Origin of the sequence: Corynebacterium sp. HMSC05D03, assembly GCF_001807205.1 — a bacterium.
GTDB lineage: Bacteria > Actinomycetota > Actinomycetes > Mycobacteriales > Mycobacteriaceae > Corynebacterium > Corynebacterium aurimucosum.
The window spans coordinates 169,307-189,220 of sequence record NZ_KV788182.1 but is presented as its reverse complement, the minus strand read 5'-3'; the positions used below and the strand labels follow the sequence as shown (position 1 = coordinate 189,220).

Below are 19,914 nucleotides of genomic sequence, written 5' to 3'. Positions count from 1 at the left end.
CACACTATTGAGTTCTCAAACATCATCCGCACACTCTTTGCACCGAATCTTTTTATTCACTGCTCTGAGCGGCTGGAGTTCACACTCTAGCCAACAAGTTTGAATCTTGTCAACTGGGAGTTAATCTCCGTGTCACCAGCTTCTCGCGGCGACCTCGATAAATATACGCAGAGCTCCATATAACACCAAATCCGCTGGTCAACGTCTATATTTGGTCCTTTTGCGGCCTTACAGCGCTATCTCACCGGAAAACGACGAATCCCGCCGCACTATGCGACGGGATTAACTACTGCAGGATCTCCGATGGCGGGCCTAACTAGTTGAGCTTGGCACCAGCAAAGTTCTTCTTGCCACGACGAAGCACAAGCCACGCACCGTGCAGCAAGTCCTCGGCGGCTGGCTCCCAATCATCAGACTCGATGCGCTGGTTATTGACATATGCACCGCCCTCCTTGATGGTTCGACGAGCTGCGCCCTTGGAATCGGCAAGGCCAGAAGCAACCAACAGGTCCACAATCGTGCGTGGCTCATCAGCAGCAATGTCAGCGACAGTGGTCTCAGACAGCGCACCAACCAGTGTCTGCTCGTCCAATTCAGCAAGCTCCGCCTTACCGAACAAGGCCTGTGCGGCAAGCTCAACGGATTTCGTGGCTTCCTCACCGTGGACCAAATTGGTCATTTCCTGCGCCAGGCGGCGCTGTGCCTCACGACGGAAGGGCTCCTCGGCAACCTTCTGCTCGTACTCAACGATTTCTTCCTGGCTGAGGAAGGTAAACCACCGCAAGTAGTCGATGACCACGGAGTCACCCGCGTTGAGGAAGTACTGGTACCAGGAGTAAGGCGATGTCTTCTCCGGATCGAGCCAGAGCTTTCCGCCACCAGTGGACTTACCAAACTTCTGTCCCTGGGCATCCGTCACGAGCGGAACCGTCAGGCCGTGCACCTTGGCTCCCTTGACGCGTCGGTTGAGATCGACGCCCGAAACGATATTGCCCCACTGATCACCACCACCGATTTGCAGAACACAATCAAACTCGTCGTGCAGATGGACATAGTCATTGGACTGCAGGAGCATGTAGGAAAACTCGGTGTACGAGATGCCATCAGACTCCAAACGGCGCTTGACGGTGTCACGGTCCAGCATGGTGTTGAGAGAAAAGTTCTTACCCACATCACGCAAGAAATCGATCACGGTCATTTTCGAAGTCCAGTCAGCATTGTTGACCATGGTGGCGGCGTTCTCACCCTCAAAATCAATGAACTGACGCAGTTGCTTCTTAATGGCGACCATATTGTCGTTGATGGTCTCCTGCGAGAGCATGGTGCGCTCCCCTACATCGCGCGGGTCACCGATCTGGCCCGTCGCGCCACCTGCCAGGGCAATCGGATGGTGACCAGCCTTCTGGAAGCGGCGAAGCATAATCATCGGTACGAGGTGTCCGGCATGCAGCGAATCGCCTGTCGGGTCAAAACCGCAGTACAACGTGATGGGTTCTTCGCAGGCCTCACGGAGTGCGTCGAGGTCGGTGGACTGGTTAATGAGGCCGCGCCACTGCAGCTCATCAATGATATTCATGAAGGCTCCTTTGAAAATCGATTCGTTCTTTTGAGATCTAGTTCTGCCGCGGCCACGGCGTAGCGTGGTCCACCAGCATGACGGGGATGTCGTTCTCAATGGGATAGGCCACGCCAAGGCGTTCATTGACCAAGACCTGTTCCTCGGCCAGATACTTCAACGGACCTTTATCCTGCGGACACACCAAGATGTCAAGCAGTTGCGAATCGAGACTCATAAGCGCTAAGCCTACACTTCCCTAGATTCCAAAGAAGGAAGGGTCCCACCATATTCGAGCTTGAGCGCCATGGAATGATTGCGCAGCTTGCGGACCGAGTTCTGGGAAATCGCCTCCTTGATTTGCTCCATTTCGCGGCCCAGGATGCTGAGCGATTCACTCATCTCCTGGACAGCAACCGGATCTTCCAGGTCTGTCACATCAAGGTAAGACCTCACTAGCTCTTTGGAGTGTTCTTCAATCATGTCGCGCACGAGGGCTTGCTGGTGCGGAGCCTCATCGAGTCGGTGCCAATTGTCTAACACCCACACCGCTGACTCATCGAAAGAATCCCACGCACGTTGGACAGGACTAGGAAGCTTGTGCGCTGTAAAGGTGTACCGGACTTCCTCCAAGGTGTGGATAAGCTCGCCTTCCCCTGCCTTTGGTGGCTCCAGAACCTTCTCTTGCCGTGGCGGCGTCACGAATCCAGCAGCCATACCGGTGCAGATTGCGACGACCGGCCACAGGAAGCCCAAACCGCCGCCACTTAAAACATGGAGGACAACGACGAGTGCGGTAACCGCAACGCCGACAACAACTTTTCGCGAGTTCAGGGCGTTCATGTAGGGCAGATCCTCCTGGGAAAGGTGGAGTTGGTTTACTGGTAGGCACGAATTTCTTCGAATGCGGCAGCGAGGTCGCCGTTGAGCGCATCAAAGGTCTTGCCACCAGTGAGCTGAGCAAGTTCTTCCATCTCTTGGATATTGGCTTCACCATACAAGATGACAAAGACCGGAATCTCCTTTTTGTCCTCGGGCAGCTGCTCATAGGCTTCCTTGAACTGTGCAAATGTGCGCCCACGTGTAACTTCGCCGTCGGTCATGAGCACGACGGTGCCAATATCACCGCCACTGGTATCCACTTCATCGAAAGCATTTAGGACGGCCTCGAAGGTCGCGGTATCGCCATCCGCAACGAGGCGTTCCACGCGGTCTGCAAGCTCCTTGGTGGTTGCCGGCTTATCCTTATCCACGCGTGCACGAGTCGGTTGCTGGGGTTCTGAAGAATACGGAATCAGCTTGATCTGCTCGCGATTTCGGAAGGCAACTTGGCCTTCGCCATCTGGGGTGCCGTCAGCTGAGCCGTCGATAAGCGGGAGCAAACTACTCTTGAGTAGATCCATACGCTCGCCTTCCATGGAGCCGGAGGTATCGAGGACCAAAGCCGTGTTGCCAGGATTGCGCAGTTCATGGGCAAAGGCAGCCTCCAGCGCATCAACGGTTTGCTCGTTTGCTGGGTAGGGCAGCTCAAAAATAGTGCCGGGCAAGTCGGAATTATCTACCCGCAAATGGAAGCTGGTGAGCTTGTCTGGATGCTCCGCAAACCACTCAGCAAGCGCCTGTACTTTTGCTTCTGCGTCTTTGTCTGAAGAGCTCCCCAAGGAAGACAACGGGTAGTCTGCCGAAATCACTCCATCGGAGGGGATGACCACCTCTATGTCTGCTCCCTCATCTTTGAGCTGGTAAAGCACAGATTCATAGTTAAAGATTGCATCGGCTTGCTCCGGGTGTTCGCGGAAGCGGTCGGCCAACCAGCCAGAGGAACCTGAAGTCAGGGTTTGGTTGCCAAAGAGCTTCTGCACTTTGCCAGTGGATTGCCTGATGTCTTTTTCCGTGAGGGCGCGTCCTGTGTCCGCAAAAGCAGTCGTTGCTGCCGATAACGCGGAGAAACCCGAATTTGAGGTAGAAGGATCCGTCATGCCAAAAGTTATTCCGGAGTTGGCGATTTCTTGCCACGTCGGCTGCTTGCCAGTCCAGCCTTGCTCTTGTGCCACAGAGGTCTGCACGCCGAGAGCTATCGGGGAACGTGCCACGCTGTGTTCTCTTCCCAGCTGGCCATCTGCACCAATAATGCGCGCATAGCGATTGGTGGCAAACCACGTCGCGTCATAGGTCCCTTCGAAACCACCTTGCTTAAGTGTATGAGAATTCGCCAGCGTTCCGTCCTCGGTGGTCATGGTGATGTCGAAGCCGAGGTCTTGGGAGGCTTCGGCAAGCACGGGCTCCAGAGGTTCGAGCTCCGTTGCCGCCACGATTCTGAGACCCCCGCTGAATGAGTTTCCAGCGCCGGGTTTCTGAGAGTCATCCAACAGATCACCCATCGAACAGGCCGTCAGCGCCATGGTGCCTACTAGAATGAGCAACACTCGCAGTGACCGAAACATTCCCTCACAACCTTCCTGATGCTTGTTACTGCGGAGCCTTATCCGACTGCCTGCAGAATTTCCTCGTAATCCGCCCACCGCAGCTGGCTATATTCCCCGCCATCCACGGGGATACTGTGATCACTGGATGGATCAAATTTCGAGCTGAAGCCGGAGCCCTGTGTGCTGAGCCCGAGCCCCTCCATCACCGCAGGGATGCCGTCCTCATTCATTGCTTTAGCAAACAGCGCTCCCTCCTCAGTGCGAGGAATGACGATGCTGGTCAACGTCGTCGGTGGGTTCAGGGCTAAGGACGTATAGCGGGACAGGTCCTCACCCTCGTGGAGCAGGCGCACGTACTGATCGGTAGTTGCCAAGACCATGGGCATCTCCCCCTTATCTACCCGAAGAAAAGCATCGAGAATTCCCTGGTCGGTGGTCTCACTGTAGCCTTGTTCCGCTACGAGACCCCGCATGATGTCATCAGCTTCCGCATCAATCTTCGCCTTGTCATCGCGTCCTAGCTTCTTCTCCGCGTAATCCGCCCCAACGGTGCGTAGGACACGGGCGTAGCGCAATGCGGCAAAAGACTGGCTTACCTGGGGCACTGCAACATCCACGACACGCGGCGAGCCGAAGGTTGGGCTAATGTCACGCCAGCGAGTGTTTTCCTGGGACATGTCCACCAAGGTCTCTACGTTCAACGAAGCTAGGTTGTCGGATTCCGTGACCAAGTCGTGGTTCTTCATGTCCTCTACAAGCTCGCTATGCACCAGCACCAACAACTGATTGCCAAATACCATCGGAGAACCTTCATCCAGTTCCGCCAACTCCGGGTTGGTATTGCGTAGGTCAGACACCCACGCAGCGCCATTGGGGTCCGTCAAAATGAAGTCATAATCCTTGTCCACGCTGCTGCTGTGCTCAACGAAGTCACGAGCCGGCACAACATCGAGGTCGAGCTCGATGTTGTGTTTCTCTAAAGCCTCGAGCATGGCCGGGTCTTTAAAGGTAGCTTCCAGTTCTGGACTAATTGCGCCCGTGACAAGGGTCGTGTCCTTGAAAAAGTTGAACTTCGGCAGGGAATCTCCGCCACGCCCCACCACGAGGGAGGCCACGGCGAGGGCGATGAACACTGCGGCGAATACGAAGGATTTAGTACGCTTCGTCGACGATGTGCTGCTCATGATCTAAATCATAAAGTGATCTTCTTCTCATTGCTGGGTAAAGGAAGGGGGTGAGGGGGTAAAGCGGGAGCCCGCTGTCCTGCCTCACCCAGTTCTTTAAAGAAGAGAAGGAACGTTCGCTACCAAAGAGTAGAGGTCCTTCGGGTCCTCAGGGTTAGCGATGATATCAATCTCGGACTCTAGGTCGGTGCCCCGAACAGAATCACGTAGATAACGCAGAGCAGAGAAATCATTAATAGCGAATCCGACGTCATCAAAAAGCGTAATCTGCTCCTCGCTATCGCGGCCCGTGGCCTGGCCTGTCAGTACCTGATAAAACTCGACGACTGGGAAATCCTCCGGCTTCTGCTGAATCTCGCCCTCAATGCGGGTTTGCTCGGGAAACTCAACAAAGACTTTTGACTTGTCCAAAATCGAGCTTTCCAGCTCCGTCTTGCCGGGACAATCACCGCCCACAGCGTTGAGATGCACGCCCGGGAGAACATGGCGCTCAGCCAGAATCTGGTTCTGCGCTTTATCCGCCGTGCAGGTGGTGATGATATCCGCGCCCTGCACCACCTCATCGACACTCGTGCAGGCAGTGATACTAAAGCCCAGCGGCTCAAGATTGCGCCTAAACTTTTCTACCGCCTGTGGGTCAATGTCGTAGATGGCTATGTCATCAATCCCCATGACTCCGCGGAAGGCCAGTGCTTGAAATTCCGACTGGGAACCAGCCCCGACCATGGCCATCCTTTTCGAATCCTGCCGGGCCAGGTGTTTGGCAACCATGGCCGAGGTAGCGGCCGTGCGCAGCGCTGTGAGCAGAGTCATCTCTGCTTCGAAGGTGGGGTAGCCATTGTCGACGTCGGCAAGCACGCCGAAGGCCGTAACCGTTTGGAATCCGCGCGCGGGATTGGAGGGGTGACCGTTGACGTACTTAAAGGAATACTCCTTACCGTTGGAAGTGGGCATAAGTTCGATGACGCCAAACGGGGTGTGGGAGGCAACTCGGGCGATTTTGTCGAAGCGCTCCCATTCGCGATAGTCCGCTTCAAGGTAATCCACCATACCGGTGATGATGTTTTCTACTCCCTCGCGCTGTATCCAGCGTGCCATGTTTTCTACATCAACAAACTTGACTGCGTGATTCATCTCTTTCTCCGCTCTTGATTCTTGTCTTAGTTCTTAGGGTGAAGGTCCGTCTGCGGCGCAGCCGGGAAGCGCGAGGTGGGCAGGTGCTTGGCCTTCCTCTCCGCCGCGATGGCATAAATGCGCTCACGCCAGGCAAACCACATGGCTGCGAATACCGGGATGAGCAGCAGCGTCGAAGCCAAGGCAAAAGTTCCGATTGGGTAATCGAAGGCCATGAGAAGGATGACCACGGCGATGAAAGCCAACACCGACCAGTCACCGGCTTGTCCGAATGGTGAGCGGTATGTCGGGCGGGTATAGCGACCCTTCTTGGCCAGCTGCACAAATTTAATGTGTGACATGGCTACTGCCGCCCACGACGCCAATGTTCCAAGCGCCGCGAGGTTCAACACGATTTCAAAAGCCATCTCCGGCACGACATAGTTGAGAAACACACCGGCGAGGCCGACGAAGGCAGCCATCACGATGCCGCCATAGGGAACGCCGGATTTAGACATGCGGGCACCGAATTTAGGGCCGGATCCAGCGGTGGACATGTTGTACATGATGCGGCCCGTGGAATATAGCCCGGCGTTCAGAGAGGAAATAGCTGCAGTGATAACCACCAGCTGGAAGATGGGCGCCGCATAGCCTGCCCCGAGGGTCTCAAAGAAGGTCACAAAGGGCGAAACCTCCGCCACGTAGGTCGTATACGGCAGCACCAAGGTCAGCAGCAGGACGCTGCCGAAGTAGAAGACCACGATGCGGAACAACACGCTTTTGACCGCACGCGGAATATGCTTCTCGACATCCTTGGTCTCGCCGGAGGTGGTGCCCACCAGCTCGATGCCGGCGTAGGCGAAGACCACGCCTTGAATGACGATAACCGCAGGAAGCAGACCATTCGGCAGCCAACCGCCGGCATCAGCAATGAGGCTAAACCCAGTCGGGTCACCATTCGGATGGCCTAAAATAACCACACCAATCGCCACCACCATAAAAATGATCAGCGCAACGATCTTGATCATGGAGAACCAATACTCCAGCTCGCCAAAGATCTTCACTGAGAGCATGTTGAACAGCAGGATGCTGCACACCACACCGAGAGCGAGCAACCATTGCGGGACGGCGTCAAGCCACGTGGTATATTGCCCAAACCACTTGATGTAGATGGCCACTGCGGTGCCATCTGCCACCAACGTCGCCGCCCAATTTCCCCAGTAGAGCCAACCGGTCACGAAGGCAGTCTTTTCGCCATAAAACTCACGCGCGTAGGAGACGAAAGAACCTGAGCTCGGGCGGTACACGATGAGTTCACCGAGCGAGCGCAAAATGATGTAGCCGAAGAATCCACACACCAAGTACAAGACGGCCAGGAAGGGGCCCGCCGTTTGGAGGCGCCCGCCGGTGCCGAGCAGCAACCCAGTACCGATGGCAGAGCCGATGGCAATCATCTGCAGCTGACGGTTGCTCATCCCCTTCTGGAGGCCGTGGTCTTCCGAAGCATAGACCGCCTTCTCTTTCTCATGAGACTCCGCGTTGGGCGGCCGAAGTGTTTCAGTCATAAGGGAGATAGTCCTTTCCGAATCCGGAACGCGATGGAGCTTCGCATTCCCTAAGGAAACGTTATAGGAACCCTATGAGACGCAACTCACTCCTACCCCCGCACTGTGATGCACGACAACTATACGCAGTGGAAAAGAGCGCTCTACGTCACCCCCACATAAGAAAAGAATCGCATGGCCAGGAGGACCATGCGGTTAGAGAAGCTGGCGCGTTTAGCGCAGCGGAGTCTGCGCCCAGTCGCGTGCGCCACGAGCACGCTCGCGAACCTTTTCGCGCTGCTCCACCACGCGGACACCGGCGGTGCCGCCCTTAGTAGAGCGCGATGCCACTGCCCCATCAATGGTCAGCACCTCGCGGACCTCGGGGAGCAGGCGCTTGTCGACGCCCGCCAATTCCTCATCCGTGAGATCCACTAGGTCAACGCCGCGGGACTCTGCGATCTGCACGCACGCACCAGAAGCCTCATGAGCCTCGCGGAAAGGAACGCCTTGGCGCACCATCCACTCGGCCAGATCAGTGGCCAAGGTGAAACCGCGCGGGGCGAGCTCGCGCATGCGATCTTCGTGGAAGGTCAGGGTTTCAACCAATCCGGTCATCGCCGGCAGCAAAAGGTTCAGCTGCGCCACTGAGTCGACGATAGGTTCCTTATCCTCCTGCAGGTCACGGTTATAGGCCAAGGGCTGCGCCTTAAGCGTTGCCAGCAAGCCGGTGAGGTTGCCAATGAGCCGGCCGGTCTTGCCACGGGTCAACTCCGGTACGTCCGGGTTCTTCTTCTGCGGCATGATCGACGAGCCAGTGGACCAAGCATCATCCAAGGTGACGTAGCCATATTCCGGGGTGCACCAGTAGATGATCTCTTCGGATAGGCGCGACATATCCACGGCAATCTGGGTAAGGACGAAGGCCGTTTCAGAGGCGAAATCCCGCGCTGCCGTACCGTCCAGCGAGTTCTCTGCGGCGGAGTCGAAACCGAGCTCCTCGGCAATAGCCTCCGGGTCCAAGTGCAGCGAGGAACCAGCGAGTGCACCCGAGCCATAAGGAGACACGGCCAAACGCTTGTCCAGATCCTGGAGGCGCTCGATATCACGCAGCAACGGCTGGGCGTGTGCGAGCAACTCGTGCGCTAGCAGAACTGGCTGCGCCGCTTGGGAGTGGGTCTTGCCCGGCATAATCGCATCCGGATGAGCTTCGGCCTGACCAGCCAGAGCGTCCACCAAGTCGGTGACTTGGAGCGCGATATCGCGGATAGCATCGCGGATCCACATCCGGAACAGGGTGGCTACCTGGTCGTTGCGGGAACGACCGGCGCGCAGGCGTCCACCAACCTCGGGGCCTACAATGTCGATGAGCCCGCGCTCCATCGCGCCGTGGACGTCCTCGTCCGTCGGTAGCGGGGTGAATTCACCAGAAGCAACCTTCTCCCCTAGTTCGCTGAGGCCGTTGAGCATGGTGCCCAAGTCGGCGTCGGACAGCAATCCGGCCTTGTGCAGGACCTTAGCGTGTGCCTTGGAGGCCAGCACATCATAGGGGGCGAGGACCCAGTCGAAGTGGGTGGATACGGACAGGGCAAACATCGCCTCGGATGGGCCGCCCGAAAAGCGGCCTCCCCACAACGTGCCCTCGTTAGTCTTGTGCATCGTTTCCTTACCTTGACCTTGGCGGAGCTTGCTTACTTGCCGGTGGGGAAACCGCCGTCGCGGTCACGCTGGTTGGAGATCTGCGTCGACAGGCCGTGCAGCTGAACAAAGCCCTTGGCCGCAGTCTGATCGAAGGTATCGCCCGTGTCATAGGTAGCCAGGTCGAAGGAGTACAGAGACTGACCAGAGCGGCGGCCGTTGACAGTGGCGGTGCCGGCATGCAGAACCATGCGGATATCGCCGGTGACATTCTCTTGGGTGGACTCGGTGAAGGCATCCAGAGAGCGCTTCAGCGGCGAGAACCAGAGGCCATCGTAGACCTCTTCGGACCAGCGGGCGTCCGTGAGGCGCTTGTAGCGGGCCAGCTCGCGTTCCACAGTGACATCTTCCAATGCCTCGTGGGCCTTGATGAGAACCATGGCGCCAGGTGCCTCGTAGACCTCGCGGGACTTGATGCCCACCAGGCGGTCCTCCACCATATCGAGACGGCCAATACCCTGTGCACCGGCGCGGCGGTTGAGCTCCTCGATGGCCTGAAGGACGGTAACCGGCTTGCCATCGATAGCGGTGGGCACACCCTTGTCAAAGGTGATGGTCACCTCGTCCGGGGCATTGCCCAGGTCCGGCTGCTCGGTATAAGCGTAGAGATCCTTTGTCGGCGGGTTCCACAGATCTTCCAGGAAGCCGGTCTCGACCGCACGGCCCCACACGTTCTGGTCAATCGAGAACGGGGACGCAGCGGACTGCTCGATCGGAAGGTCGATTTCCTCAGCGAAGGCAATCGCCTTATCGCGGGTCCAGGCGTAGTCACGCGCCGGCGCAATGATTTCCAGTGCCGGATCCAATGCTCGGAAGGAAACCTCGAAACGCACCTGGTCGTTACCCTTGCCGGTGCAGCCGTGCGAAACATGCGTACCACCGTGGGCCTGAGCGGCCTCTACGAGGTGCTTGACGATGAGCGGGCGCGAGATAGCAGACACCAGCGGGTACTGCTTCATGTACATGCCGTTCGCCTTGATGGTGGGCAAGCAGTACTCTTCTGCGAACTCATCCTTTGCGTCGACAACGATGGACTCGACAGCACCGCAGTCGAGAGCACGCTGGCGCACAGATTCCATATCCTCGCCGCCCTGACCAAGGTCGAGGGACACAGCGATAACCTCGCCGCCGGTCATTTTGGCCAGGTAGGGAATGGCGACGGAAGTATCCAGACCGCCAGAGTAGGCAAGCACAACGCGTGCAGTCATAGTAGTTTGCTCCTTTAAGACAGACAGGTGCTAAAAATTGAACTGATTTATATTATACAGACTTACGTATAAATGTTAAATAGTACGGCTGGTGAGCTTTTCTGCAAGCTCACGGCCTCCTAGTCCTTCACGGGCAAGGACAAAGATGGTGTCATCGCCAGCAATACAACCCACCACATCTGGCAGGCCCACGCGATCAATGAAGGATGCTAGGTACTGGGCAGCGCCCGCGGGAGTACGAAGCATCGCGATGTTGCCGGAGAAGTCGTGGGAGACCACGAGTTCATCGAGCATGCGACGCAGCTTCTCGCGCGGACCGTTGAGCTGGTCTTCGAATTGCTCTAACTCGCCGCCCACCACGTAGAAGGACCGGCCACCATCGCGTTTCACTTTCTTGGCGCCCAGCTCATCGAGGTCGCGCGACAAGGTGGCTTGTGTGATGTCGATTCCCTCATCGAGCAAGAGCTCGGAGAGCTGGACTTGGCTCGTGACCCGCGTGCGGTCAAGAATCTCCAAGATCTTTGCTTGGCGGGCATTGCGCGTAGTTGGTGTTGTCGTCATGCGCTTAGTTCTCCTCCTGAGCTGCAAGAAGCCACACGAGCAGCGCCTTCTGCGCATGGAGGCGGTTTTCCGCCTCGTCGAAAACACGGGACTGTGGTCCGTCAATCACCTCAGCGGTCACTTCGTTGCCGCGATAGGCCGGTAAACAGTGCAGGAAGATTGCCTCTTCCTTGGCACGGGACATGACCTCTGGGGTGACCTGGTAAGGCAGGAACGGGGTGCGACGGTCCTTGCCGTCATCTTCCTGCCCCATGGAAACCCAGGTATCGGTGATAACAACGTCGGCGCCGCCGACAGCATCAAGGGAATCAGTCACGGTCACCGTGCCGCGCGTGCGGGCACGTTCTACAAATTCCGGCTGCGGCTGGAAACCTTCCGGCGCAATGATCGTCATCTCCATGCCCGCGGTGGCAAAGCCCAACATATAAGAGTTAGCCATGTTGTTGTTGCCATCACCCAGGTAGACGGCCTTGCAGCCAGCAAGGTCACCGAAATTCTCGCGGCAGGTCACCAAATCCGCCAGGATCTGGCAGGGGTGTAGGTCGTCGGACAGAGCGTTGACGATAGGGACCGTCGCAGTTTCAGCCATCTCCAACAAATTCTGGTGTGCATAGGTGCGCCAGACAATAGCCTCGACAAAACGGGAGAGCACGGCTGCGGTGTCTTGGTAAGTCTCGCCCTTCCCCATCTGCGTGGACTTAGTCTCCGTGACGATGGCGTGGCCGCCTAGGTGAGCGATTCCTGCCTCGAAGGAGAAGCGCGTGCGCGTCGAGGTCTTGTCAAAAAGAACCGCGACTGACTTCGGTCCCTCCAAAGGACGCTCGGCAAAAGGGTCCTTCTTTAACCTCAGCGCGAGATCAAGGACCTCCGCTTGCTCCTGCGGTGTGAGGTCATCATCGGCCAAGAAATGGCGCACGCTCATCCAAAATCCTCCAGTACCTTATGCAGGCGCTCCACAGCCTGCGCGAGTTCTTCATCGGTAATCACTAGCGGCGGGGTCAGGCGCACGACCTCGCTACTTGGGGCGTTGAGAATAAGACCGTGTTGCAGGCCCGCAGCCACAACGTCCTTAGCCACCGACTTATTTAATACAACTCCTAGCATAAGCCCTCGGCCCCGGACAGACTGCACAGCCGGAGATTGAGCTAGCTCGGTGCGTAGCCACTCGCCCTTGCGGCTAACGTCGGCGAGGAAGGGGGCGTCGACAAGCTCCAGCACCGTCGCTGCCGCCGCACAGGAGACGGGATTTCCGCCGAAGGTCGTGCCGTGCGAACCCGGAGTAAAGAGATCCTTAGCCTGACCACGGGCAATCGTGGCACCAATCGGCATACCCGCGCCCAAGCCCTTGGCCATGGTGATGACATCCGGAAGGACGTTCTCATGTTGGAAGGCAAAGAAATCGCCGGTGCGCCCCACACCCGTTTGGACTTCATCGACAATCATGAGGATCCCATGCTTGGTGCACAGCTCGCGCACGGCGCTCAAGAATCCATCGGGCGCTGGAATCACACCGGTCTCCCCTTGGATGGGCTCCAAGATGATGGCGGAGGTATCCTCCGGGTTTTGCTCCACCAACGTGGTCAAATAATCAATATCGCCGTAGGTGTAGAACTCCACTCCGCCTGGGAAAGGTTCGAAAGCCTTGCGCTTTGCAGGTTGCCCCGTCATAGCGAGAGAGCCCATCGTCCGGCCGTGGAAACCATGATGCGCGGCGAGAATGCGGCGACGCCCCGTCAGGCGAGCCAGCTTAAAGGCAGCCTCATTGGCTTCCGCGCCGGAGTTGGAGAAGAAGACACGGGCGTCGCTGTCCCCCACCTTTTCCAGGAGCTTTCCGGCAGCCTCGACGACAGGTTTGCTGGCGAAGAGGTTGGAGACATGCCCCACGGTCGCCACCTGAGTGCTCACCGCTTCAACGATGGCCGGGTGGGCATAGCCCAGCGAATTCACTGCAATGCCGGCGAGCATATCAATGTATTCTTTACCGTCTTCATCAGTAACCGTGGCTCCCTTGCCAGATACGATGGCCACGGGTGGGGTGCCATAGGTGTTGCTCAGCACCTGTCCCCACCGTTGCGTCAGTGTGGTCTGCGCAGTCACTTGTTATCGTCCTTCCTAAAGATCGTGCCTTCTGGGTAGTCCTCACGGTTGTAATCAGTGGGCAGCACCATCGTGCCGATGCCGCCCGTAGTGAGCAGCTCCAGCAACACGGCGTGAGCAATACGCCCGTCGATGACATGGGCGGCGCTCACACCACCCTCGACGGCCATGAGGCAGGACTCCATCTTCGGAATCATGCCCGAATCCAAGCCGGGGAGCAGTGCCCTGAGCTTGTCAACCTCAATTTTCGATACCAGGGATTCGCGGTTGGGCCAATCGGTATACAGACCCTCCACATTGGTGAGGATAACCAGGCGTTCGGCACCTAGGGCTCGTGCCAGCGCGCCGGCAGCGATATCCGCGTTAATGTTGTAGACCTCGCCGTCATTTCCGGGAGCGATGGTGGACACCACCGGGATGCGCCCGGCCTCGATGATGTCCATGACAGCAGAAGGTTCGACGCTAACAATGTCCCCCACCATGCCAATATCGGTGGGCTCACCGTCGACGTCAACGAGCCGCTTGCGGGCTTTAAACAACCCAGCATCCTCACCGGAAGTTCCCACGGCATAGGGACCATGGGAGTTGATGAGGTTGACCAACCCACGCCCCACTTGGCCGAAGAGAACCATGCGGACCACGTCCATGATTTCCGGGGTGGTCACCCGGAAGCCACCTTTGAATTCCCCTTCAATGCCCAGCTTGCCTAGCATCTCATTGATCTGCGGGCCGCCACCATGCACCACCACGGGCTTAGCGCCCACGGTGCGCAGGAAAACCATGTCGGCGGCGAAGGCAGCCTTGAGCGAGTCATCCACCATCGCGTTACCGCCGTACTTGACGACGACGATCTTGTCGCGGTAGTGCTGCAGCCACGGCAAAGCTTCCGCGAGCACCGTGGCGCGGTCAGCATTGCTTAATCCCTGAAGCATTCTTCCTCCCCGTGAGAACTAAGAGCTATACGCGGAGTTGATCTCCACGTAGTCATGGGACAAGTCGGTGGTACGCACGAAGGCAGTACCGCTTCCTCCGGTTCCGAGGTCCACGCGCACGTCAATGTCGGCGCCAGAAAGGTCAACATTGCGCGCGCCGGGCGCACCAGTGGACTTAACGCATACGGCCTGGTCATTGAAGAACACGGAAATATTCTCCGGGTCCATATCGGCATCCGCCACGCCCACTGCGGCGAGCACGCGGCCCCAGTTGGGATCCGAGCCGAACATCGCGCACTTGAAGAGGTTGTCGCGCCCTAACGTCCGCGCAGCGTTCAGCGCCTGCTCATTGGTGCTCGTTCCCTCCACGGTGATCTTTACGCGCTTGGTCACGCCCTCAGCGTCTGCCTGGAGCTGATCCGCGATATCGGAGCACACGGCCAGGACCGCTGCATCCAACTCCTCCTGGCTCGGTTCTACACCAGAAGCACCAGAGGACAGGATGATGACGGTGTCGTTCGTTGACGTCGAACCGTCCACATCGAGCGTGTTGAAGGTCTGATCACTGGCGGCCTGCAGGGCCGAGTGCAATGCTTGCGGGGAGGCCACGGCATCCGTGGTCACGCAAACCAGCATGGTGGCCAGCGAGGGAGCCATCATACCCACGCCCTTGCCCATCGCGCCCATGCTCCAGCCGTCGGACTCGACGACTGCTTCCTTAATTACGGTATCGGTGGTCATGATGGCCTCTGCCGCAGCTTGACCGTGAGCCTTATCTGCACCCAAATTCCCGGCAACCACCCCGATGCCTGCTAGGGCCTGCTCCATGGGCAGTGGCTCTCCGATGAGGCCCGTCGAGCACGCAGCAACGTTGGCTACAGGAATGCCCGTGTGTTCGGAAACAGCGGCAACCATCGCCGCGGCGTCCTTGTCTCCCTGCTCGCCGTTGCAGGCATTAGCGTTGCCAGAGTTATAAATAACTGCTTGAAGTGTGCCATCGGCTACTGCCTCGCGGGAAAGCTTCACGGGTGCGGCCACCACGCGGTTGCGGGTGAACACCGCCGCTGCGTCGAAATTCGGCCCCTGGTTAACCACGAGTGCCATATCAGGCTTTCCCGAGGGCTTAATCCCAGCCTTCGTTGCCCCTGCGAGAAACCCTGCGGGTGCGGTGATCATTTCTATTTTCTCCTTGTCTTAGTGGAATTCAAGTTCCAGCGAGATTGACTAGCAGTATGAATGCGCGTAAGCATTCGGACATCTAAGGTGCGACGGCCGCTTGCGGCAGACCCAAGGTTTCCTCCCAGCCCAAGGTCAGGTTCATGCATTGGACAGCTGCACCGGCGGTGCCCTTGCACAAGTTGTCTAGGGCTGCGGTTATCACCAGACGCTGAGCGCGTTCGTCCACGTGAGCCTGGATGTGGACCATGTTGGTCCCCACTACGTTCTGTGTTTCCGGCTGCTGACCTTCCGGCAGAACCAGGCAGAACGGCTCTTCCGCATAGAACTCGCGGAAAGCTTGAACAACGCTGTGCTTGTCAGCATCCCCCTTCAGCGGTGCCGTAATCGTCGCCAGGATGCCACGCGGCAAAGGCGCGAGCACCGGAGTAAAACTCACCGAAACCGACTTCTGCGTAAAGGGCTGTAAGTTTTGCAGGACTTCCGGAGTGTGTCGATGAGTACCGCCCGGCTTATAAGCCTTGAGATTGCCCATTGTTTCCGCGCCTAGCTGGGCCACGGAGGCCTTCTTTCCCGCGCCGGAAACACCGGTAATCGCAATGACGGACAGATCCGGTTCAATCAGCCCTTTCGCCACGGCAGGCAGCGCGCCGAGTGTAATCGTGGTTGGGAAACACCCAGGGACGGCCACACGGTTGCTGCCTTTAAGCTTGTCCCGGTTGCCGGGAACTTCAGGAATTCCATAAGGCCACGAACCGGCATACTCCCCGCCATAAAATGCATCCCAATCTTCCTTGTTGCGGAGGCGGAAATCGGCGGCGCAATCAATGACAGTGACGGACTCCCCCAGCTGACGACCAATCTCCGCGGAATGCCCATGCGGCAAACCGAGGAAAACGATGTCATGGCCCGCCAAAATTTCCGGAGTGGTGTCCTCGATGACGCGATCTGCCAACTGCGGCAGGTGCGGCATGAGTTCGGAGACTCGCTGACCAGCATTGGAGTGCCCCGTCAGCGCGCCGATATGCAGATCACCTGAAAGGTACGCTGGGTGCGATAGTAAGAGACGTAGAATTTCGCCTCCTGCATAACCCGTGGCTCCGGCGATAGCTACTGAAATAGTCATGCAGCCACAGTAGCAAATAATGCACTCCGCCGTATGTTATTCAATCAAATTGGAAGCACTTTTCTTCATTCCGCAGAGAATAAGGCTCGGATCTCCGCAGTGTCCTGCGAAAATTCGAGCCTTGCAGTAGGGATAGGAGCGAAGCCTACATGACGCGGGAGGAAACCTGTCCGAGGCCTTCGGCGCCTGACACGGCCTTCTTTCCTGCGTAGCCCAGGTAACCCTGTGGGCCAACGAAGTGGATACCACCTTGGGCGTCCGCGATGGCGGTGACCTCATTGAATTGGTGAACTTGGCCAGGCTGCAAGCGCTTGAAGTTGGAAGTCGTGAGCCCCTGGTTGAAACAATCAGCCTTGGACCGGCCCGCATGGTAGAAGAAGCGTGGTGCCAACTGCCCCGGCGGGTTGCATTCCGGATTAGTGGCACGTGCGCCATTGGACAGACAAGCGACGTAAGTTCCTTCAATATTCGCCGCTTCGCAGTTGACGGTGCCATCAGCATTGGAGAAACCCTGGGACAAGTCAGCGGAAGCATGTGGGGCGATGGTCAGTGCGCCGACGACCGCGGCGGTAGCTGTAAGACGAGAAATCAAACGCATGGTGTGAACAATCCTTTCGGTGTGGAAACGCTGCCCCCTTGAGGTTATGAGCCAAGCCACACTACATCCAGTTCCAGGGGACCTGTCCCCACCCCTTCACTCCTTGCAGCATAAGAAAACCCGGCTCACATGGTGCGTGAGCCGGGTTAAGGAACCAAAGGTGCCAGTAAACGCTAAGCGCGCATCTCCGCACCAAGACGCTGCTTGGCTAGGTCTGCGGCAGCGAGTCGGTGCTCGTTAGCTTCTTCATCAGTCAGCGTGCGGTCATCTGCGCGGAACAAGAGCTGGAAGGCAAGGGACTTCTTACCTTCACCGAGCTGCTCACCACGGAAGACATCGAAGAGCTCCACAGATTCCAAGAGCTCGCCGGCGCCTTCCTCAACCACTCGGCGCACTGCCTCTGCCGGGGTATCCTCATCCACCACCAGTGCGATGTCTTGGTGCAAGGCCGGGAAGGAGGAGAGGACCGGTGCTGGGAACTTCTCCTCCAACGGCAGCGCAGTGACATCGAGCTCCATGGCGCACGTGCGGGCTGGAAGCTCAAGGGCCTCCAGTACCTGCGGATGCAGCTCGCCGGCATAGCCCACGACGGTTTCCTCGTCTGCAGCGAGGACCAAGGCGGCACAGCGGCCCGGATGCCACGGGAGCTGCTCGGCCGCCTTGACAGTGATGTCAACACCGGCGGCGCGGGCAACCTGGCGCGCGGACTCAATGGCATCTGCGTAGCTATAAGCACGACCAGAGCCCCACGGACCCTCGTGCTCAATGTTGCCGGTAGCGACCGTGGCCACGTGCAGCGGCTGTAGCGGCAGCGACTCCAAAAGCTCGCTCACCACGGAGTCCTCCGGGCGCGTCTCCACCGACGGCATCGGGGACGCATCAGCACGCTTGAATGCCACCTGTTGGAGACCGAAGAGGGCGAGGTCACTTCGACCACGGGCCACGTTGCGGGCGATGGCTTCAAGGAGATTCGGAAGCAACGTCGTGGACAGAATGGCCTTATCCGATTCGAGAGGATTCTGCACGGCAACAGTGCGGCGGCGCGGGTCTTCCTTATCCAGACCCCAGGTGTCGAAGGTGTCGTTGGCAATGAACGGCGAAGGCAGAACCTCGGCATAGCCCGCATAAGCCAAGCCGTGTCCGATTGCACGGCGACGCTTCTGCGCCGGAGTAAGGCCGCGACCTCCCACCGGGGTAGGCAGAATGGTCGGAATATCTTCGAGGCCCTCCAGACGCAGGATCTCCTCGATGAGATCCACATCCATGTCGATATCGGTGCGCCAAGACGCGGGGACGACGGAAAACTCTTCTTCGCCAGAGACCTCGCAGCCCACCTCAATAAGGCGCTTCACCACGGTCTCGCGGGAGTACTCAACGCCGGCGTATTCGCTCGGCTTGGCGGCGCGCAGTGTAATGGGCTCGCGCTTGGCGACGTCTCCCACGAGCGTCCTGCCAGTCTCGATGGTGCCGCCAGCAATCTGCTGCAGCAGCGCACACGCAACGTCGAGAGCAACCTCTACGATGGCCGGGTCGACGCCACGCTCGAAACGGCGGGAGGCTTCCGAGGACAGCTTGTGGCGGCGCGACGTGCGGGCCACGGTAATCGGATCCCAAATGGCCGATTCGAAGTACACGTCAGTGGTCGTCTCGGAGATTTCAGAGGTCGTGCCGCCCATGACACCAGCCAGGGACTGAATTCCGTTGCCATCGCAAATGACCACGTCACCCGCCGAAAGCTCACGCTTGACATGGTCGAGGGTCTCAAATGTCTCCCCCTCGCTAGCATTGCGCACCACGAGTTCGCCGTTCACGACGTTGGCATCGAAGGCGTGCATCGGTGCTCCGAGGAGCAGCATAACGTAGTTGGTGATGTCGGTCGCCAGATTGACGCTGCGCTGGCCGGACAGCATGAGCTCGCGCTCCATCCAGAAGGGTGTGCGGGCAGCGGGATCAATGCCGCTAACCTTGCGCAGACCAAAGCGCTGGGCCTTGGTTTCTTCACGCAGATCGACGGCGATCAGCTCGCCCTTCGGCGCCGGTACAGCAGAGGTATCGACTCCAGCAACGTTCGGATCCTGCGCCACGTCGGGGAAGGCGAGGTCGAAAGCGGAGGCAATCTCCCGCGTCAGGCCACGTGCCGACAAAGCATAGCCGCGGTCTGGGGTGATGTTGACGTCGAAAACCGTATCGGACAGCCCAATGAGGGGGCGAGCGTCCTCACCGACCTTGTCGGCGACTTCCTCTCCCAGAACGATGATGCCATCAGCCTTCGCACCAAAGCCCAGTTCAGCCGCGGAGCACATCATTCCGTTGGAGATGTGATCATAGGTCTCACGCGCAGCAATCTTGAAGCCTCCCGGCAACTCAGCCCCCGGAAGGGAAACCACAACATAGTCATTGAGGCGGAAGTTACGCGCGCCGCAGATAATGCCCTGTAGCTCGCCGGTGCCATTGGCCTTACCAACATTCACCTGACAGTAGCGGATTGGCTTCTTGAACTGGGTGAGCTCTTCAATCTCCACAACTTGGCCAATAACGAGCGGGCCCGTGGTCTCCGGAAGAGCCTCATAGCCCTCGGTTTCGAAGCCGACGCGGACAAAACCGGAGTCTAGCTCTTCGGCGGATACGTTCCAGCCAGAGTTTGCGGTGCCGAGGAGGCGGGTAACCCAGTCTTGGGAAATAAGCATTGTTTTCTT

General features: G+C 58.1%; 17 protein-coding genes. All 17 read right to left on the bottom strand.

Going from position 1 to position 19,914, the window contains the following annotated elements:
- Positions 1 to 316: 316 nt before the first annotated feature.
- Positions 317 to 1,576, bottom strand: a complete 1,260-nt coding sequence (gene tyrS, locus HMPREF3147_RS09440; RefSeq protein WP_070446939.1) for a tyrosine--tRNA ligase — start codon at positions 1,574 to 1,576, stop codon at positions 317 to 319.
- Between the two features lie 37 nt (positions 1,577 to 1,613).
- Complete coding sequence (locus HMPREF3147_RS09435; protein WP_010190039.1) at positions 1,614 to 1,793, bottom strand: Trm112 family protein; 180 nt, start codon at positions 1,791 to 1,793, stop codon at positions 1,614 to 1,616.
- An 11-nt stretch (positions 1,794 to 1,804) separates the two neighbouring features.
- Positions 1,805 to 2,398 (bottom strand): hypothetical protein, encoded by a 594-nt coding sequence (locus HMPREF3147_RS09430; protein WP_070446936.1) that lies wholly within the window; start codon positions 2,396 to 2,398, stop codon positions 1,805 to 1,807.
- A 35-nt stretch (positions 2,399 to 2,433) separates the two neighbouring features.
- Complete coding sequence (locus HMPREF3147_RS09425; protein ID WP_070446934.1) at positions 2,434 to 3,999, bottom strand: vWA domain-containing protein; 1,566 nt, start codon at positions 3,997 to 3,999, stop codon at positions 2,434 to 2,436.
- A 38-nt stretch (positions 4,000 to 4,037) separates the two neighbouring features.
- Positions 4,038 to 5,165 carry a hypothetical protein gene (locus tag HMPREF3147_RS09420; RefSeq protein WP_070446932.1) on the bottom strand — a complete coding sequence of 376 codons (1,128 nt, stop codon included), beginning with the start codon at positions 5,163 to 5,165 and terminating at the stop codon, positions 4,038 to 4,040.
- A gap of 96 nt (positions 5,166 to 5,261) precedes the next feature.
- Complete coding sequence (locus tag HMPREF3147_RS09415; RefSeq protein ID WP_070446930.1) at positions 5,262 to 6,299, bottom strand: ornithine cyclodeaminase; 1,038 nt, start codon at positions 6,297 to 6,299, stop codon at positions 5,262 to 5,264.
- Positions 6,300 to 6,325: 26 nt separating this feature from the next.
- On the bottom strand, positions 6,326 to 7,843 hold the full coding sequence (locus HMPREF3147_RS09410; protein ID WP_070446928.1) for an amino acid permease: 1,518 nt from the start codon (positions 7,841 to 7,843) through the stop codon (positions 6,326 to 6,328).
- A 213-nt stretch (positions 7,844 to 8,056) separates the two neighbouring features.
- Positions 8,057 to 9,481 carry an argininosuccinate lyase gene (argH, locus tag HMPREF3147_RS09405; protein ID WP_070446926.1) on the bottom strand — a complete coding sequence of 475 codons (1,425 nt, stop codon included), beginning with the start codon at positions 9,479 to 9,481 and terminating at the stop codon, positions 8,057 to 8,059.
- A 32-nt stretch (positions 9,482 to 9,513) separates the two neighbouring features.
- Complete coding sequence (locus HMPREF3147_RS09400; protein ID WP_070446924.1) at positions 9,514 to 10,728, bottom strand: argininosuccinate synthase; 1,215 nt, start codon at positions 10,726 to 10,728, stop codon at positions 9,514 to 9,516.
- A 75-nt stretch (positions 10,729 to 10,803) separates the two neighbouring features.
- Complete coding sequence (locus HMPREF3147_RS09395) at positions 10,804 to 11,289, bottom strand: arginine repressor (RefSeq protein ID WP_070446922.1); 486 nt, start codon at positions 11,287 to 11,289, stop codon at positions 10,804 to 10,806.
- A gap of 4 nt (positions 11,290 to 11,293) precedes the next feature.
- Positions 11,294 to 12,211: an ornithine carbamoyltransferase gene (gene argF / locus HMPREF3147_RS09390; RefSeq protein ID WP_070446921.1), complete on the bottom strand. Its 918-nt coding sequence runs from the start codon at positions 12,209 to 12,211 to the stop codon at positions 11,294 to 11,296.
- Entirely contained in the window at positions 12,208 to 13,386 is a 1,179-nt protein-coding gene (locus HMPREF3147_RS09385) for an acetylornithine transaminase (RefSeq protein WP_070446919.1), read from the bottom strand. The genes argF and HMPREF3147_RS09385 overlap by 4 nt, the downstream gene beginning before the upstream one ends.
- Positions 13,383 to 14,318, bottom strand: coding sequence for an acetylglutamate kinase (gene argB, locus HMPREF3147_RS09380; protein WP_070446917.1), 936 nt, complete (start codon positions 14,316 to 14,318; stop codon positions 13,383 to 13,385). The genes HMPREF3147_RS09385 and argB overlap by 4 nt, the downstream gene beginning before the upstream one ends.
- Before the next feature lie 18 nt (positions 14,319 to 14,336).
- On the bottom strand, positions 14,337 to 15,494 hold the full coding sequence (gene argJ / locus HMPREF3147_RS09375; RefSeq protein WP_070446915.1) for a bifunctional glutamate N-acetyltransferase/amino-acid acetyltransferase ArgJ: 1,158 nt from the start codon (positions 15,492 to 15,494) through the stop codon (positions 14,337 to 14,339).
- Positions 15,495 to 15,576: 82 nt separating this feature from the next.
- Positions 15,577 to 16,620: an N-acetyl-gamma-glutamyl-phosphate reductase gene (gene argC, locus HMPREF3147_RS09370; RefSeq protein ID WP_070446913.1), complete on the bottom strand. Its 1,044-nt coding sequence runs from the start codon at positions 16,618 to 16,620 to the stop codon at positions 15,577 to 15,579.
- A gap of 145 nt (positions 16,621 to 16,765) precedes the next feature.
- Positions 16,766 to 17,218, bottom strand: a complete 453-nt coding sequence (locus tag HMPREF3147_RS09365) for a hypothetical protein (RefSeq protein ID WP_070446911.1) — start codon at positions 17,216 to 17,218, stop codon at positions 16,766 to 16,768.
- A 173-nt stretch (positions 17,219 to 17,391) separates the two neighbouring features.
- Positions 17,392 to 19,905, bottom strand: coding sequence for a phenylalanine--tRNA ligase subunit beta (gene pheT, locus HMPREF3147_RS09360; protein WP_070446909.1), 2,514 nt, complete (start codon positions 19,903 to 19,905; stop codon positions 17,392 to 17,394).
- Positions 19,906 to 19,914 lie beyond the last annotated feature (9 nt).

What these genes read in the sequence shown, in the direction of transcription:
- tyrS (WP_070446939.1), bottom strand. Translation starts at nt 1,576, where the DNA reads ATGAATATCATTGATGAGCTGCAGTGGCGCGGCCTCATTAACCAGTCC.
- HMPREF3147_RS09435 (WP_010190039.1), bottom strand. Translation starts at nt 1,793, where the DNA reads ATGAGTCTCGATTCGCAACTGCTTGACATCTTGGTGTGTCCGCAGGAT.
- HMPREF3147_RS09430 (WP_070446936.1), bottom strand. Translation starts at nt 2,398, where the DNA reads ATGAACGCCCTGAACTCGCGAAAAGTTGTTGTCGGCGTTGCGGTTACC.
- HMPREF3147_RS09425 (WP_070446934.1), bottom strand. Translation starts at nt 3,999, where the DNA reads ATGTTTCGGTCACTGCGAGTGTTGCTCATTCTAGTAGGCACCATGGCG.
- HMPREF3147_RS09420 (WP_070446932.1), bottom strand. Translation starts at nt 5,165, where the DNA reads ATGAGCAGCACATCGTCGACGAAGCGTACTAAATCCTTCGTATTCGCC.
- HMPREF3147_RS09415 (WP_070446930.1), bottom strand. Translation starts at nt 6,299, where the DNA reads ATGAATCACGCAGTCAAGTTTGTTGATGTAGAAAACATGGCACGCTGG.
- HMPREF3147_RS09410 (WP_070446928.1), bottom strand. Translation starts at nt 7,843, where the DNA reads ATGACTGAAACACTTCGGCCGCCCAACGCGGAGTCTCATGAGAAAGAG.
- argH (WP_070446926.1), bottom strand. Translation starts at nt 9,481, where the DNA reads ATGCACAAGACTAACGAGGGCACGTTGTGGGGAGGCCGCTTTTCGGGC.
- HMPREF3147_RS09400 (WP_070446924.1), bottom strand. Translation starts at nt 10,728, where the DNA reads ATGACTGCACGCGTTGTGCTTGCCTACTCTGGCGGTCTGGATACTTCC.
- HMPREF3147_RS09395 (WP_070446922.1), bottom strand. Translation starts at nt 11,289, where the DNA reads ATGACGACAACACCAACTACGCGCAATGCCCGCCAAGCAAAGATCTTG.
- argF (WP_070446921.1), bottom strand. Translation starts at nt 12,211, where the DNA reads ATGAGCGTGCGCCATTTCTTGGCCGATGATGACCTCACACCGCAGGAG.
- argB (WP_070446917.1), bottom strand. Translation starts at nt 14,318, where the DNA reads ATGCTTCAGGGATTAAGCAATGCTGACCGCGCCACGGTGCTCGCGGAA.
- argJ (WP_070446915.1), bottom strand. Translation starts at nt 15,494, where the DNA reads ATGATCACCGCACCCGCAGGGTTTCTCGCAGGGGCAACGAAGGCTGGG.
- argC (WP_070446913.1), bottom strand. Translation starts at nt 16,620, where the DNA reads ATGACTATTTCAGTAGCTATCGCCGGAGCCACGGGTTATGCAGGAGGC.
- HMPREF3147_RS09365 (WP_070446911.1), bottom strand. Translation starts at nt 17,218, where the DNA reads ATGCGTTTGATTTCTCGTCTTACAGCTACCGCCGCGGTCGTCGGCGCA.
- pheT (WP_070446909.1), bottom strand. Translation starts at nt 19,905, where the DNA reads ATGCTTATTTCCCAAGACTGGGTTACCCGCCTCCTCGGCACCGCAAAC.